Annotated in this window: 13 protein-coding genes and 1 tRNA gene; 5 read left to right on the forward strand and 9 right to left on the reverse strand. The window is 33.5% G+C overall.

Going from position 1 to position 16,487, the window contains the following annotated elements; all coding sequences use genetic code 11:
• Window positions 1-143: 143 nt before the first annotated feature.
• The 3 genes from D1816_RS25710 to D1816_RS14645 are packed head-to-tail and all read right to left on the reverse strand — an operon-like array spanning window position 144 to window position 2,678.
• Entirely contained in the window at window positions 144-296 is a 153-nt protein-coding gene (locus D1816_RS25710; RefSeq protein ID WP_162900344.1) for a hypothetical protein, read from the reverse strand.
• 42 nt (window positions 297-338) lie between these two features.
• On the reverse strand, window positions 339-2,435 hold the full coding sequence (gene feoB, locus D1816_RS14640; RefSeq protein ID WP_118506266.1) for a ferrous iron transport protein B: 2,097 nt from the start codon (window positions 2,433-2,435) through the stop codon (window positions 339-341).
• Between the two features lie 15 nt (window positions 2,436-2,450).
• Complete coding sequence (locus tag D1816_RS14645; RefSeq protein WP_066320370.1) at window positions 2,451-2,678, reverse strand: FeoA family protein; 228 nt, start codon at window positions 2,676-2,678, stop codon at window positions 2,451-2,453.
• A gap of 315 nt (window positions 2,679-2,993) precedes the next feature.
• Here D1816_RS14645 and D1816_RS14650 point away from each other — a divergent pair, with 315 nt between their 5' ends.
• Complete coding sequence (locus D1816_RS14650; RefSeq protein WP_118503781.1) at window positions 2,994-4,643, forward strand: hypothetical protein; 1,650 nt, start codon at window positions 2,994-2,996, stop codon at window positions 4,641-4,643.
• A 131-nt stretch (window positions 4,644-4,774) separates the two neighbouring features.
• Here D1816_RS14650 and D1816_RS14655 read toward each other — a convergent pair whose 3' ends face one another.
• Complete coding sequence (locus tag D1816_RS14655; protein WP_118503783.1) at window positions 4,775-5,452, reverse strand: SCO family protein; 678 nt, start codon at window positions 5,450-5,452, stop codon at window positions 4,775-4,777.
• Between the two features lie 156 nt (window positions 5,453-5,608).
• On the opposite strand from D1816_RS14655, the gene rseP reads away from it, so the two are divergent.
• From rseP to D1816_RS14670, 4 genes are all read left to right on the forward strand, one after another.
• The gene (gene rseP / locus D1816_RS14660) at window positions 5,609-6,961 is read left to right on the forward strand and encodes an RIP metalloprotease RseP (protein ID WP_066320147.1); all 1,353 of its coding nucleotides are present in this window, start codon (window positions 5,609-5,611) and stop codon (window positions 6,959-6,961) included.
• 210 nt (window positions 6,962-7,171) lie between these two features.
• A complete protein-coding gene (locus D1816_RS25715; RefSeq protein ID WP_157766231.1) occupies window positions 7,172-7,336 on the forward strand; it encodes a hypothetical protein in 165 nt (54 codons plus the stop codon).
• 272 nt (window positions 7,337-7,608) lie between these two features.
• Window positions 7,609-7,682 (forward strand) — tRNA-Asn (locus tag D1816_RS14665).
• Window positions 7,683-8,127: 445 nt separating this feature from the next.
• On the forward strand, window positions 8,128-9,762 hold the full coding sequence (locus D1816_RS14670; protein WP_118503786.1) for a glycosyl hydrolase family 18 protein: 1,635 nt from the start codon (window positions 8,128-8,130) through the stop codon (window positions 9,760-9,762).
• A 170-nt stretch (window positions 9,763-9,932) separates the two neighbouring features.
• Here the strand turns inward: D1816_RS14670 and D1816_RS14675 are convergent, their stop codons facing one another.
• The 5 genes from D1816_RS14675 to D1816_RS14695 form a co-directional block, all read right to left on the reverse strand.
• Entirely contained in the window at window positions 9,933-11,621 is a 1,689-nt protein-coding gene (locus D1816_RS14675; protein ID WP_118503788.1) for a M57 family metalloprotease, read from the reverse strand.
• A gap of 555 nt (window positions 11,622-12,176) precedes the next feature.
• Complete coding sequence (locus D1816_RS14680) at window positions 12,177-13,496, reverse strand: ATP-binding protein (RefSeq protein ID WP_066320138.1); 1,320 nt, start codon at window positions 13,494-13,496, stop codon at window positions 12,177-12,179.
• A 37-nt stretch (window positions 13,497-13,533) separates the two neighbouring features.
• Window positions 13,534-14,694, reverse strand: coding sequence for a hypothetical protein (locus D1816_RS14685; protein WP_118503790.1), 1,161 nt, complete (start codon window positions 14,692-14,694; stop codon window positions 13,534-13,536).
• Window positions 14,695-14,765: 71 nt separating this feature from the next.
• Window positions 14,766-15,632, reverse strand: a complete 867-nt coding sequence (locus D1816_RS14690; RefSeq protein WP_118503792.1) for a DUF4157 domain-containing protein — start codon at window positions 15,630-15,632, stop codon at window positions 14,766-14,768.
• A gap of 36 nt (window positions 15,633-15,668) precedes the next feature.
• On the reverse strand, window positions 15,669-16,433 hold the full coding sequence (locus D1816_RS14695) for a ParA family protein (RefSeq protein WP_066320132.1): 765 nt from the start codon (window positions 16,431-16,433) through the stop codon (window positions 15,669-15,671).
• Window positions 16,434-16,487: the final 54 nt, after the last annotated feature.

Consider the following 16,487-nt stretch of genomic DNA (forward strand, 5'->3'; position numbering starts at 1 on the left):
CAAGACTCCTGAACCTAAGATATACAATACAAAAAGGAAAAAGAATATAAGTATTTATAGAAAAGATAATCCCCCTTTAAGATCAGATATAAATTGCTTGGGATTGTGTTTATAATCTAAGTAATATCCTATGGTTATAAGGATCAATGACATCCACAACCAGAGTTACCGCAGGATTTTGAGCTTTTTTTCTTAGCAGAAGCCATTGATGGTTTCCAAAAAAACTTTCTAACAATAAAACCAATCGCTCCCGCAAACACTAGTAATACCAATATATTTTGTACAAGAATATTCATGATTTTTAAATTGTCGTTTAAAGATATTAAAAATTACATTATTTATTTCAAAACCTGGTAAGCAATTAAAGAAATACTATACGCTAAGACACTCATAAATACAAGTTGTGCCATTGGCCATTTCCATCCATTAGTTTCTCGTTTTACAATAGCTAGAGTACTCATGCACTGCATTGCAAAAGCATAAAATAGTAATAAAGAAATTCCGCTAGCTAGATTAAATAATGGTTCTCCTGTTTTTGCACTTACTTCTGCAGCCATTCTGTTTTTTATAGTTTCTTCTTCGTCACTACCAACGCTGTAAATTGTTGCCAATGTTCCTACAAAAACTTCTCTAGCAGCAAAAGAACTTATGATTCCGATACCAATTTTCCAATCATATCCTAAAGGAGCAACTATAGGTTCTATTGCTTTACCTGCATATCCTATAAAGGAATGTTCTAGCTTATACGAAGCAATTTCATTTTCTAAATCTTGTTCTGATAAATTCGTGTATTTCTCGGTTACTATTTCTTTAGCATTACTAAAATTATCATTAGGTCCAAAGCTTGCCAATACCCATAATATAATTGATATTGCTAAAATTATTTTTCCGGCACCAAAAATAAAAGCCTTAGTTTTTTCGATAACATTTATAGCCACATTCTTAAACAAGGGCACCTTATATCCTGGCATTTCGATCACAAAGTAAGATTTACTTTTAATCTTTAATATTTTATTTAATATCCATGCAGATCCAACCGCTGTTGCAAATCCAAGAAAATACAACAACATTAAAGTCAGACTTTGATAACTAAATATCCAACCAATTTTTTTATCTGGAATCACTAATGCAATTATAATAAGATACACTGGCAATCTAGCCGAACAAGTAGTAAACGGTACCACTAGAATAGTAATTAATCTTTCTTTCCAATTCTCTATATTTCGAGTAGCCATAACTGCCGGAATTGCACATGCGGTTCCTGAAACTAATGGAACAACACTTTTACCACTTAATCCGAATTTTCGCATTACTCTATCCATCAGAAAAACCACTCTACTCATATAACCACTTTCTTCTAAAATGGATATAAAAAGAAATAAAAATGCAATCTGTGGAATAAAAATAACAATACCTCCAAGTCCAGGGATAATACCTTCTGTAATTAAATCTACAAATGGCCCTTCGGGCAAAATAGATTTTGTAGTTTCACTTAACCAGGCAAAACCCTCATCGATAAGATCCATCGGGTATGATGACCAATCATAGATAGTTTGAAATATTAATAACAAAATGCAAAAAAATATAAAATACCCCCAAAATTTATGAGTAAGCACTCTATCTAATTTTGCACGCATACCGGTTGCCGCCTTTTCGTCTACAGTAAGCCCCTTTTTGAGCACATTATTAATAAATTGATAACGCTTAATAGTCTCCTTTTGCTGTAATCTTTTAAGTTCACTTTCAGATTTAATCTTAAAATCAGGAGCTATTTCAATATCCTGCTTGTCAATTTTTCTGAAATTTACATCTTGAGTAATTACCAGCCAAAGTTTGTACAATGACTCATTTGGAAATGTTTTTTGCAATCTATCAAAATACTCGGGCGCAAATGATAACGCATTTACGCAAGGTGTTTTTGATAATGATCCGTATGATTCTATTAATTTTTTAAGCGCCTCAATTCCTTGATTTTTACGAGCACTTATTAATGCTATTTTAGTATTAAGTTCTTTTTCTAACAAAGGAATATCTAGCGTAATGCCCTTCCTACTCATACGGTCGGCCATATTGATCACTAAAATTGTTGGAATTTCTAAATCTTTAATTTGTGTAAAAAGAAGTAAGTTTCTTTTCAGATTTTCTACATCACTTACCACTACAGCTACATCCGGAAAATCTTTATCCTTCTTATTAAGAAGTAATTCAATCACTACATTTTCATCAAGAGATGAAGCATTGAGACTGTAAGTTCCAGGTAAATCAAGAATATGAGCTTTTACACCACGAGACAACTTGCAAATCCCTTCCTTTTTTTCGACTGTGATTCCTGGATAATTACCTACTTGCTGATTCAGACCAGTAAGCAAATTAAAAACAGATGTTTTTCCAGTATTGGGGTTTCCTATAAGTGAAACTTTAATTTGCTTTGCCATAAATACTCCTTGCAATTATATAATCTGAACTTCTATCTGAGCTGCAATTTCTTTTCGGATTGCAAGATGACTACCATTTATAGTAAGATACATAGGGCATTGAAACGGAGCCGTTTGAAGCAATTCTACTTCATTACCAGGCAAACATCCCATTTCTAGTAGCTTAAGAGGAATAATATCTGAAGTAATCTCCTTAATTAATGCACGTTGGCCTCTTTTAAGATTAGCTATTGTAGTCTTCAAGTATTTATTTAGATTAATTTTAAACAACGCAAAAATAGGGGAAAAAATCGTATTCGAAAAGCTAAATTTTTCAAAATACAAATGACATATCATGAATTTTGTTTTTTAAATCAAAAAAAACACATCTCAAAAAATAGGTTTTTAACGCTGTATGTATAGGCATACACCCCATTTTGAGTCCAAGATCTTTGAAAATCAAAATTTTCGGACACTTAAATTTCATCCACAAAGTAGATTCGCTAACATCTAAATTTAGAAACAGGCGGAAACCGAAAAGCCTTAAAGAGAGTAGGTATTTATTAAAAATACCGCACAATGATTTCAAATTTTAAAACTTATGTATGCATCATCTTCTGTAGTCTCTTCATTATTTCATGTGAAAAAACAGAATATCCTACAGATAGCACAATTCTTGATCAGGAAATTTCTGAAAACAAAGCTGAAGTTATCCTAGAAAATGGAAACAAAATCAGTTTTCATAATATCGAGGACGGAGAACTTAAAGGTACTTTTTTACTAGAAGAGAGTGATTGTAATGAATGTTCTGTTCTTGCTAATATTAATGAAATGAACGATAATATTAGTGAAGAAGAGATTTTCTGGGCACTTTCTGAGCCGGGAACACCAGTGCCTTCTTTTTTAACCATTAAAAACAAAAATACTTTAAACAAAGCATCAGAATCTCAGGGATGGGCGCGTAATGCCGCTATAAATTTACCTATTGGTATCGCTGGAAACCCAAGAAGAACTATTGCTTGTAAAAACAGCTCGTTCACAAACTCTATCGCTGGCGGTTTTTTGGGTACTCCAGAGTTCGTTGCTTTAGACAAAACGCCAAATAATTATCAAGGTTTTGTAAATGATTGTGCAAGTTTATCTCCGTCTGCATGTAATAAAGGTACACGTTACAAACTACATGCTGTAATGAATGACATCAAAAAGTGGCGAGGAAAAATTTGCAGTAAAGCTGTTCAAAACAGCAGCAATGATCATTATACGTCGAACAGTCCTACAGGTGGTTTATGTCAAAGTCCTCCTTGTAGTGCATATGTGGGTCCTGAATTATATTTTGAATATTATGCCAATAGAAGGTGGAAATCTATGAAGAATCCTTCAGAGTTAATCCCAAAAGGTTTCGAAGTTCCTGCAAATAGTACCAAAGTGTATACTTATGCATGGAATACCTCTAAAAAAACCTCATTTCGTTTACGAGTAAAAAATGCCATGGGTAAAGATCAATTTGATTTTATGATGGATAAAAAAGATGTAGAAATCGACCCTGGAAATGGCGGAGACAATGGAAATGTAACCCCAGGTGATTTTCCACAACTTCCTGCTCATATCGACCTGTCTTATGGTACGCTTGGATCCCAAAATTATCGAATTGTTGTAGATTTCACCACAATCATTGATGAAAAACCAAGAATCACGATTCCTGTACAATTTTTACCTACTCTTCCTTTTTACGAAGACGAAGTAATATTACCCAATAATTTTTGTGGAATGAGAATTAAAAAACCTTCAAGATTTATTTGGGAAACTGGAGATGGGCAATTAGTGAATAGTGATCCGTATAATTATGTTCCAGAAAATGGCCCTAATAGTTCAGTACAAAATATGTTTGGAAACAGTTATTACTTTGACGGCATACACTTTTCTGGTCCTATCGGAGCCTGCTCTACAAGTAATGAAAATTGGCATTTCCCATTTCCTTTTACAGATACGGGAAATCTGACCAATCAACCTCTTAGACTTACCATAGAACTAGAAGGAGACTCTGAAATAGAATTTCTAAATCACACATTATTAAATCCTGAAGAACCACTAGGAGCTGATGAATTATTTGAAGATGTTGATTTTAATGAGTTAATCGAATTCTTTAACGAAACTTTTTATGAAGGATTCCAACCTTGGATCGATGCAGTATGTGACGAAAATCCAGCAGAATGTCCTTTACAAGGGTAATAACTAAATAACTGAATTTATATTCAAAAACATTTATTTAGACGAGTTCGAAGTAAAAAACCTAATAGGTCTTACGATCTTAGACCTTTACAGTTTCTAATTTCGGACTCGTTTATTTATAAATTTGAAGATCATTTCTTGACCTTTTCCTTTTTTAAAATAGCAATATCCTCTAGGAGCTTATCAATATCTTCTGGATTGGTACCATCGTAAAACCCTCGAATCCTTTTTTTTGTATCAACTAACACAAAATTTTCTGTATGCACCATATCATAAGGCCCACCGTCTCCATCAGATTTTGCTGCTAAATATGATTTACGCGCTAGATCATAGATTTGCTTCTTATCCCCAGTAACTAGATTCCATTTTGTATCATCAACCCCTTTTTCTAAAGCATATTTCTTTAATCTAGCAACACTATCAATTTTTGGCGTAACGCTATGTGATAGTAATAACACTTCATTATCATTTTTTAGTCGATCTTGGATTTCTTTCATATGTCCAGTCATTATTGGACAAATTGTTTGGCAAGTTGTAAAGAAAAAATCAGCAACATAAATCTTATCTTTATACGTGTCTTGTGTAACTTTCTCCCCATTTTGATTAGTTAAATTAAAATCTGCGATTTTATGGTACTTCCTGACATATTGTACTGTAGTATCCACTAACTCTGCATTTACCATTTCAGGTTTATAAACCAATAATTTTTTATCGGGTTTAAGAATAGAATAAATAATTGAAATAATAATCGAGGATAATACAAAGAGCACTACCGCAAAAAATTTATATCGAGAAAAAAACTGAAGCATAACCACCTTTTATATCTGCAAAATTACAAGGATTATTAGTTATAAAATCCTTTGCATACATTAAAAATATACTAAATCTTATGATATGAGTTATCGATATTTTTATATGCTCGTCTAAAAGGTTACTTTTGCGTGATTTAATTTTCAATTCGACCCATGAGTCCATTTTTTATAAAAGCAATACAGCTACTATTAAGTTTATCAATTCTTATCGTTCTTCACGAGTTAGGACATTTTATTCCTGCCAAGTTATTTAAAACTCGAGTTGAAAAGTTTTATCTCTTTTTTGATGTAAAATATTCACTTTTCAAGAAAAAAATAGGTGAGACTGTTTATGGTATTGGCTGGTTACCTTTAGGTGGTTATGTTAAAATTGCCGGAATGATTGATGAAAGCATGGATAAAGAACAAATGGCCGGGCCACCACAACCATGGGAGTTTAGATCTAAACCAGCATGGCAACGATTAATTATTATGCTTGGTGGAGTCACAGTAAACTTTATTCTGGCAATTATCATTTATATCGGAATAGCATATAGTTATGGTGATATTTATATTCAGGCAGATAGTTTAAAAGACGGATTTCATGTTACTAATCAAGAAATAGGAGACAAACTAGGTATACAAACCGGCGATAATATTTTAGCTATCGATGGTACTAAAATTGAAGAATTTGGAAAATTACCTTTAGAAATCATTAATGGCAATATCATGACCATCCAAAGAGATGGAAGAACTTTTGATCAAGAAATACCTGTTGATTTTATCGCCAAACTACTAGAGAGTGATGAGAAGACCTCTTTTTTATCGGTACGTGTTCCTTTTATAATTAACGAAATTTCTGCAGGTTCTCACAATACTGGAGCAGATTTGAGCGAAGGAGATCGTATTGTTGCAATTAATGGAAACAAAGTTGCTTATTATGATGAGATTGTTTCATTTTTAGAAAATAATAAAAATTCTGAAGCCAGTTTCACGGTAAGTAATGAGAATGGGTCAGAAAAAATAGTTTCACTTAAGATAAATGAAGAGGCAAAACTTGGGTTAAGTTATCTTGCGGCTTATAGTCAATTAGAAAAATATGGCGCGTTTAGTCTTAAAACAATAAAGTATTCTTTCTTAGAATCTATTCCTGCAGGTATTCATAAAGGTACATCAACGCTTAGTAGTTATGTAAAGCAGATGAAAAAAATCTTTAATCCTAGTACAGGTGCTTATAAAGGCGTAGGTGGTTTTGGAGCGATTGGAGGCCTTTTTCCAGATACTTGGAACTGGGGGGCATTCTGGAGTACTACTGCTTTTATATCGATCATATTAGCATTTATGAATATACTTCCTATTCCAGCTTTAGATGGAGGGCATGTAATGTTTTTGTTATATGAGATTATAACAGGTAGAAAACCTAATGATAAATTCATGGAGTATGCCCAACTAGCTGGATTTATTATTCTTATCACATTATTACTGTTTGCCAATGGTAATGACATATACAAAGCAGTCTTTGGATAAGTAGTCATTCTTAAAATATTTTAAAAGCCCACTCCTAATTTCTTAAGAGTGGGCTTTTTTTATAGTATTCCTATTGATAAATAACAATTTTCATCTTTTTCCATGATTATCAAACCATATCTCAAAATTTGAGACATAGTACGATTAGTTTTACATCAGTTACCAAAATATAAGGTACAGGAATATTAAAATTATAAAATCAATTAAAAGATGAAAAACGTAATCGAATTAACAAATTTAGAAGCAAAAAACATCAATGGTGGAACTGGTCCAACAAATGGGGTTATTGATGACGGATCAGGAAACGGTTGTACAAGACCAAATCATCCTTCTATGCCATCTTTTCCTTATCCAAAAGAAATAATTTCATTCTAAAAAATTGCTATCTCTAACTATTAAGAATAATGGGTAGGCTTTTTATGACGAGGTAGCTTAATAAATCCCTAAGTATCAAAAAATAACTTAGGGGTTTATGACATTAATTATCCCAAAATAAAATTGGATTTAGAGTGTGTTATTTTTTCTTGATTTATACTTTATGAAATAAAAAGTATAAAAAATTGAAAAAATCTTTTTGAGAACTAAAAAATAGTATATATTTGCACTCGCAAAAAGAGAAAAACGCTCTATATTTGCAAGACCAAAATTCCTCCTTAGCTCAGTTGGTTAGAGCATTTGACTGTTAATCAAAGGGTCCTTGGTTCGAGCCCAAGAGGGGGAGCAAAATTAAGCCTTAACTTATTAAAGTTGAGGCTTTTTTGTTTTATAATATTAAAGTTACATCAATAATTTTTAGTATTATTTAATCATCATTGTTTATGAGAACAATGATGTTTTAGGCATTATCCCCTATTTTCTGGTTTTACATGAACTACTTAAGATTAATAACTAAAAAACTTAAGAAAAAACTAGCTACACATCTTTAGATAGTGTAGTTAAGCTACAAACTCTCACCATTAAGCTAAAAAAAGGCTTAGTATCAATACTTCATTTTACTTTTAATATACTTTACACGAGTAAACAACTATAAAATAACTAAGGCTAACCTGAACATGACAATCTTTATATCTACATTTTGTTGTTTTTAGTTTAATCTCTGTGTTGAAGACCTACTAAATACTAAAAAATATAAATTAAAAAACTTAACTCTTAAAAACCATATTCTCATGAGAAAATTGCACTACTATCTCCAGTTATTTTTGCTAACAACCCTACTATTTACAACGCTACAAACACATGCTCAAAAAAGAGTGGGATATATGCAAAGTTGGAAAAATCAAATCACTTCAGATCAAGCCTCTAAGTTGACACATGTCATTTACTCATTTGCAACCATTCACCCTGATTTAGATGGTAAGTTAAATGCTATAGACGGTACTTATCTTAGTACTATGACATCTATAGCACACGCTCAAGGAGCTAAAGCTATTCTTGCAGTAGGAGGTTGGTTTCCGTGCAGCTATGCAAATCAATCTGGACCTTGTGCTGCTGATGCAAACCCAGAAGCGTTCGATGCGGTATCTAAAGGGATTGCAAAAACAAATTTTGTAAACAACCTCTACAATATGGTGGTACAATATAACTTAGACGGTATTGATATAGATTGGGAATATCCTAGTGCAAGTAGTCAAGGATTATATGTTGATTTATTAGCAGCACTTAGAACAAAGATGAATACACATCCAACAAAAAATTTAGAACTTTCTACAGCTGTACCTGCATCTGCATTTAGAGGTCAATATTTCTCTTCAGCTGCCCTGCAATATCTAGATGATATTCATATCATGGCTTATGATGCTAGCCCAAGGATAAATCATTCAACATACACTTTTGCTGCTAATGCCATAAATTATTGGCAGAGTCGCGGGGTAGCTAGTTCGAAACTACAATTAGGCCTTCCCTTCTACGGTTGGAATTCTAGCGGCGCTTCTATGGCTTATAAAGACATTGTAGCAGCAGATCCTAGTGCTCCAAACAAAGTCTATCCCAACAATAACACTTGCGATCAATCAAACGGCTATGGTTACAATGCAAAAAAATTGATTGAGAATAAAGTGCAACTAGCTTTAAATGAGAATATTGGCGGCATCATGATTTGGGCTATTGACCAAGATCACTCAAACCCTTCCTATTCGTTGCTTAACACTATTGATGCTAAACTGAATAACGGAGGAGGTGGAGACGGTTCTGGTTCATGTACCGCTTGGTCAGCAGGCACACAATACAGTGTAGGCGATATTGTAAAGTATAAAGGCAGTAATTATATCTGCGTAAATGATAATCCTGGTTATGATCCCGTAATTAGCACATGGTTTTGGGACCCAACCTCTCAAAATTGTGATGGTGGTTCTGGTGGAGGAACCTGTGCGCCATGGTCAGCAGGAACCCAATATTATACTGGAGACATCGTATCATATAGTGGATCCAACTATATCTGCGAGCATGATAATCCTGGCTACGACCCTACGATTAGTACTTGGTTCTGGGAACCTACATCTGCTGGTTGTAAAGCGAGTAGATCAAAAACCAATCTCGTTGAAAAAAATAAGAATGTACGCATCTACCCAAACCCATTAAGCGATACCATTCTCAACTTAAGTATTAAATTAACTGAAGATTCAGAAATTGACATAAAAATTCTTGATATTCAAGGTAGAGTAATTAAGAAGGTTCACTTAGGTAAGGCATATACGGGTCAAAATAGTTTCCAGTTAGACGCGTCTGAATTGAAAACAGGTTCTTATTTACTCTATATCATTTCTGACCAGGGTGTAAAAACCGATCGGTTCAATGTGCTATAATTTGCAAAGCATAAAAATAGGTTGATCTACTATTTAAGAAGATTTATCAAAAAACTACCTTCTCTTTTTAAAATTTTTAAAAAAAGAAGCTTTTCGTTCTAAAATCTAATCATAAAAATAAGCCAATGATAAATAATTTATCATTGGCTTATTATATATATTTAAGTTACTTATCTATTTAACCAAACCACTACCCTCTCATCGTCTTTACGAATTCCAACAATATCACTTTCGCCATCATTATTCACATCTCCAATATGGAAACCATACGATGAATAATCAAAGGGTCCGTTAAGCCATTCTGCACCGCTTCTAAAACCATTACCATTACTTAACCATACCACTGCCCTCTCATCATCTTTGCGAATCCCAATAACATCTTCTCTACCGTCATTATTTACATCTCCAACCTCAAAGTGATAAGCACTGTAGTTAAATGGACCATTTAGCCACTCTGCACCGCTTCTAAAACCATTACCATTACTCAACCAAACTACAACCCTCTCATCATCTTTACGAATCCCGATAACATCTTCTCTACCGTCATTATTTACATCCCCAACTTCAAATTGATAAGCACTATAGTTAAATGGGCCATTTAGCCATTCTGCACCGCTTCTAAAACCATTACCATTACTCAGCCAGACTACAACTCTCTCATCATCTTTACGAATCCCGATAACATCTTCTCTACCGTCATTATTTACATCTCCAACTTCAAATTGATAAGCACTATAGTTAAATGGGCCATTTAGCCATTCTGCACCGCTTCTAAAACCGTTACCATTACTCAACCAAACTACAACTCTCTCGTCATCTTTACGTATACCGATAATATCTTCTCTACCGTCATTATTTACGTCTCCAACTTCAAATTGATAAGCACTATAGTTAAATGGACCATTTAACCATTCTGCACCACTTCTAAAACCATTACCATTACTTAACCAAACTACCACTCTCTCGTCATCTTTACGAATTCCAACAACATCATCTCTACCGTCATTATTTACATCTCCGACTTCAAATTGATAAGCACTATAATTAAATGGTCCGTTTAACCATTCTGCACCATTACGAAAAGGAAGTGGTACTGGAAATAAAAATTGTATTGCTGTAATATCACCTGCGCTAAAATTATCTATTGTACATGCCTGTCCACCATTCATTACTGATTGACTATCTGTATTTGGCGTTCCAGGTATTAAACTCCCAAAAGATTGATTTGTATGAGTAATACCAACATTATGTCCTATTTCGTGTTGAACATTTGTAATCCTCATATTCTGGGTGATCGCTCTACCGCAAAATCTAGGAGAATCAAAATCTGGATTTACCCAGATTGTCCGGCCAGGCAACCCATTTGCAGTAGGAAATGTTCCTCTCCCAAAGGTAGAACTTCCTAAGTTAACAGCAGGATCCTGAGAATCATACATTATCTGGATATGAGCGTTAGCCGGTACTGTTGTTACTATTAAATTAAGTGTTGAATTTACTGCATTCCATCGATTAATAGCCTGTGTAGATGCATTTCTCCAATTTATATTCATCCCAGGATTGATAAAAACATTTATATTCGAAATTGTAACAGAATTTGGATGCTGTCTTTGTTTAGTGCTTGGGCTATCTGGAGAAAGATATTTTTCATCTTTATAGAAAACAATATCGCCATCCACCAAATAGTAATCCCCAAGATCTTTAATATCATCTTTTGAAAAACCCCATTTTTCTATCGTCTGTAATACTGGATCATTTTGTAATAAATTCTCATTCTCTAGAACCTTATCATCATTTGAACATCCAATAAGAAGCAAGAAAAGTGAATTTAAAATTAGAACGTTTTTTACTGTTTTTTTCATGGTTTTATGAGTTTAAATTAGCCCTACTTTGTTTAGGAGTGTTCAGGTCAAGTCTTCTCCTATTTTTTAATTCACATGACAATACAATTTTTGAGCTATTAGGGATATGTGATATTATCCATATTGAGGTTTCCAGTGTTTAGACGTTTATAAACGTCTAAACACTATTATAGAAACTTTTTCTAGCTATTCATAATTTGTGATTAGCTATCAATATTTTACGTTAAGACGGTATGGAAAATAATTAGGAATTGAGGTATATTCCTAAATCAAAAATATTAAAAATTATCGAGAATCATGCTTCAATTTAATAGTAAACACTTTTTTTTGTATTACATATTTGTCTACTATTTTTTCTCTAAATATCACATTATTTTATAATTACTTAACATTCAATTCATAAACCTTGTAAGGAAAAAGAATATTTTTCGACTTTGTTGTTAAGGGATTTTTTGTTAGTTGGAATTAGCCCATTTTTCCATAATAAAAAAATCACGATTAGGCCTTAGGAATTAATTTACCTAAGGCTTTTTTGTATCTTATTGTTTACTAGTATTATCGCATAATTCTTCCTCCTTTTTGAAATTCTTTTCGAATACCATTGACAATATATTCATGATAAATTGTTTTTTGTTTTGCCTCTAGCGCACATAAACAAGCATACTGAACAATATTCATAATCTCTGCCCCAGATAGCTCATATTTTTGAGCAATGCTCATTAAATTTACATCGGTGTGTAGTCTTATTTTTTTCGGAAATGCTTTTTGCCATAAAACCAATCGTTCAGATGCCTTTGGTAAAGGAAAATGGATAATAGCCTGAAATCTTCTGATGAAAGCCTCATCAATATTACTTTTTAGATTGGATCCAAGAATTACAAGTCCTTTATAACCTTCTATTCTCTGCAGCAGATAAGAAACCTCTTGATTTGCATATTTATCATGTGCATCTCTAACATTTGTACGTTTACCAAATAACGCATCAGCCTCATCAAAGAAAAGAATGTTTTCTGTTTTTTCTGCCTTTGCCAAAAGATTTGCTAGATTTTTTTCGGTTTCGCCTATAAATTTTGAAACTACCATTGACAAATCAATTTTATACACATCTTTACCGGTATGCTTTCCGAGCAAACTAGCCGTAAGCGTTTTTCCCGTTCCTGGGGGACCATGAAATAATACTCTATATCCCGGTTTTAGTTTTTTATACATTCCCCAATCATTAAGCAATGTATCTCCATGTGTAATCCAAGTCTGAAGTTCTTGAATTTGTTTATTGGTATCTTTATTCAACACTAGATCTTCCCATTCCATTTCAGTCTCAATGACTTGAGCTGGAAATTTCATACTAAAACCTGGCTTATTTGCTTTTCCTAATAGGAAAATTTCTGCATAATCATTAGATAAGACTAGTTTTCCGCTCATTTTAGGTTCCCCCTCAGGAGCATCTTCTAACCAAAGAATTCTTTGCTTATTAAAAAAGTGGTCTGGCCCAAAAAACTGATGTATTTTCTTTTTCTTTTTAAGGTCATCATCTGCCGCTAATAAAAACAAAATTGTTTCTCCGGTGGGAATAAAACCTCTAAAATTTTTACCTCTTATTCCTCCTAACTGAGGGAAATCCCCGGTAGAAGTCAACTTATTTTGGATAATACTATCTAATAGATTACCATAAATATGTGGACATAGGGTAACCAGCAATACTAACTTTTCTTCTGTAGTTAATTTTGCTTTTACCAATAGATCCGGAACGTGAATAGACCATTTTTTTAACTCTGGCATTACTGGTTCTGGAATTGTAGACTCTAATTTAAAATAAGTATCTAAGCGAAATTCTATTAATTCTTTAAGGTAATTGAACTCTAGTAAATCTGTCATTTTAATTCTTCGTAATTACGTGTTTTTTTAAAATAAATTAATTAAAAAAATGGCCTGCTCCTCCATCTACGCGAGTAGTAGATGTTGAATTATATAGATTCCTTCCTCGACTATCTCTCATATTAATAATTGCGTTTCTTAAGTTTGTATCAATAACCGATATTGAATTACCAATATCTGTTGCTATTTGACTTAAAGATTTTGAAGTTGGTGCTGCACTTAATATCTCATTAAGTACTGTATTATATGTACTCGGCGCACGTTTTGCAGCTGAAACAAAGCCCCAATAATGTGTTAAATTAGCATTGGCTAGTCTAGAAGCAGAAGTTACCCAGCCTGGTGCAGATCCAGAAGGCACATTTCTAATCTCATCCATAACATATTTACTTTGAGACCTATATGCATTCATTTCTAAATCAATTGTGCTTATATCGGTTGCCGTTGTGGTATTAAAATCATCCTGAGCATGAGTTAGTTCATGAATAATTAATGCTCTATCGGTAATTTGAGCTAACTCTAAATTAGTTGGTAAATATAAAGTATCAGCTTTTCCGATATCCTGATCTGTAGAATATTGATATGATGCGTCTCCTTCCCCTTGTAATCTTCTATAAACCCTAGGGATCAAAGCGTCTACTTTAAGCGAACCATTTAACAATCTATTTGCTAAGGGGTGGTTATATTCTTTGGCTATAATGTATGTAATCCCAGCCATTACTTTATCCCCTGAAGTACTATCAGAAGATGCATTGTTCATTGCATTAAGAACATTTAATGGCTCGACAGAAGACCCCGACATTAAATGTATTACTATACTTTCTGCTTGCCTATGAAATGATCTACCTCCCGCTGTTTCTATTTCTTCAAAAATTCTTGTTTCGATTTCATCATTTAAATCAGTAATGTTTTCTGAACTTATCCCTAATCTCACCATAAGTCTTCTAAATCGTAAAGCATGAATATCATTTGGTATTGATTCTCTATTAAAATTAACAATATAATCCCTGTTAACTTGTGATATTGATGCCATAGGCAGTATAAAACTACCTCTTCTATGTGCTGTCAACAAAGTAGCATTGGCGGTAGATCGCATAGCTGCCATTAATAATAACTCTGAATGTTTAACTGTTCCATTTCTAGCTATAGCATATTGTCTGAGTTCTTGGATTTCATTATCAACTAAAGGACCATCCGACACTGCAGCTTTGACCCTTCTAAAAAAAGAGTTCTGTCTAAAAATATAGTTATTCGTGTAATTTCCCGAAGCATCTACTTCTGCTTCTTTTTGGATTTTTTTTTTCCTCCTTGTTGTACGACATGAGTTAACTCATGTGCAAGCAGATGTTTTCCTTTATTCGATTCTGGATTATACTTCCCTGAATTAAAATACACGTCATTACCATGTGTAAATGCCTGAGCACCCAACTCTTTGTTCATTCTAGCCGCTTCTTGATCTGTATGAATATTAACATCGGTGAAATCCGTACCAAAAGAAGTTTCCATTTCTTCTTTTACATTTTTAGGTAATTGTTTTCCTTTTCCAGATTTTTCTTTAATAGCATTAGATAATCCTGTATTGGCAGTTTGCCTGGCGGTATTCGAGTTATGTTTTGCTTGCACTTCTTCCTCTTCTTCACCCTCCATCATTTGTACAGGTTCCTCCTCTTCCTCGCTCATCATCTGCACAGGCTCTTCCTCTTCTTCTCCCATCATCTGCACAGGTTCCTCTTCTTCCTTACTCATCATCTGCACGGGTTCCTCTTCTTCTTTTCCTTCCATTTTTTGAACCTCAGGTTTTTCTTGCACCAATTTATCTTCTTCTACTCGCTGCTCTGCCGTACCTAACTTTTCATCTTCTTGTGGTGTTGCTAACGATTCTCTTTGGATGTCACTAATCTCTTTATTCTGAATATCCGGTTTCGCCGAATTGTTCACTACCGCATCCGCCATACTATCCGCTTCTTTTTCATACTTATCACCTGGCTGACCAACAGCTAATTTGGGCTGTATCGCTCCTTTTGAAGTATTAAAAAATGGTTTTTTATTTTCTTTTGCAAAAAAAGGAGTAGCTTCTTTTTCTGCTTCTTCATTTGTATGTGGACTTTTGTTTCTACGACCAGAGAATATATTTTTCATCGCTTCTATTTTTTTAACTACTTTCTTATGTCGAACTTACTTGAACTTAGACAAGAATTCTGTAGTGAGCTCACTGTAATCTTTAGCTCCATTAGCATTCTTATCATAAGAATAAATGTCTTTTCCCTTTTCTTGAGCATTTGCTAAAGAAATATTACTTCGTATGTGTGTTTTAAAAACTAATTTATCAGAAAACTCCTTTAAAAGTTGTTCTTTGACCTGTTGATTCATTTTTTTTCTGTAGTCAAATTTTGTCAGGACAAACCCCAACAAAGAAATCTTTTTATTGAGTTTCTTTACCAATTCAAAATGTTTTAAAAAGCTGCGCACTCCTTTTAAAGGTAAAAATTCTGCTTGGAGCGGAATCAAAACATGATCACTACTCACCAATGCATTAATCGTTAACATACTCATTGATGGGGGACAATCTATAAATACATAATCATAACCTTTCAAAGGCTTAATTAACTGAGAAAGAATCTGCTCTCGACCATAAACACTTGCCAATTCTAATTCTGCTCCTGCCAAATCCAAAGATGATGGTACGATGTCTAATCCCGAGGCATTAATTACTACATCTGTAATCTTAGTTTTTTCCCCAAAGGCTTCTTTATGCAACACAGTATATACAGAGTTTTCTATATCTTCTGTAATTCCTAATGATTGTGTTAAATTGGCTTGCGGATCTACATCGATCAGTAATACTTTTTTTCCTTTCTTTTTTAGACCTGCAGCCAAATTTATTGCTGTAGTTGTTTTACCAACACCCCCTTTAAAATTTGCAATTGAGATTACTTTCATCTATTTGTTTTGATCTTATATTGCTTATCTATTTATCTTTCATATAAATATACA

Origin of the sequence: Aquimarina sp. AD10, from assembly GCF_003443715.1 — a bacterium.
GTDB classification, from domain to species: domain Bacteria; phylum Bacteroidota; class Bacteroidia; order Flavobacteriales; family Flavobacteriaceae; genus Aquimarina; species Aquimarina aggregata.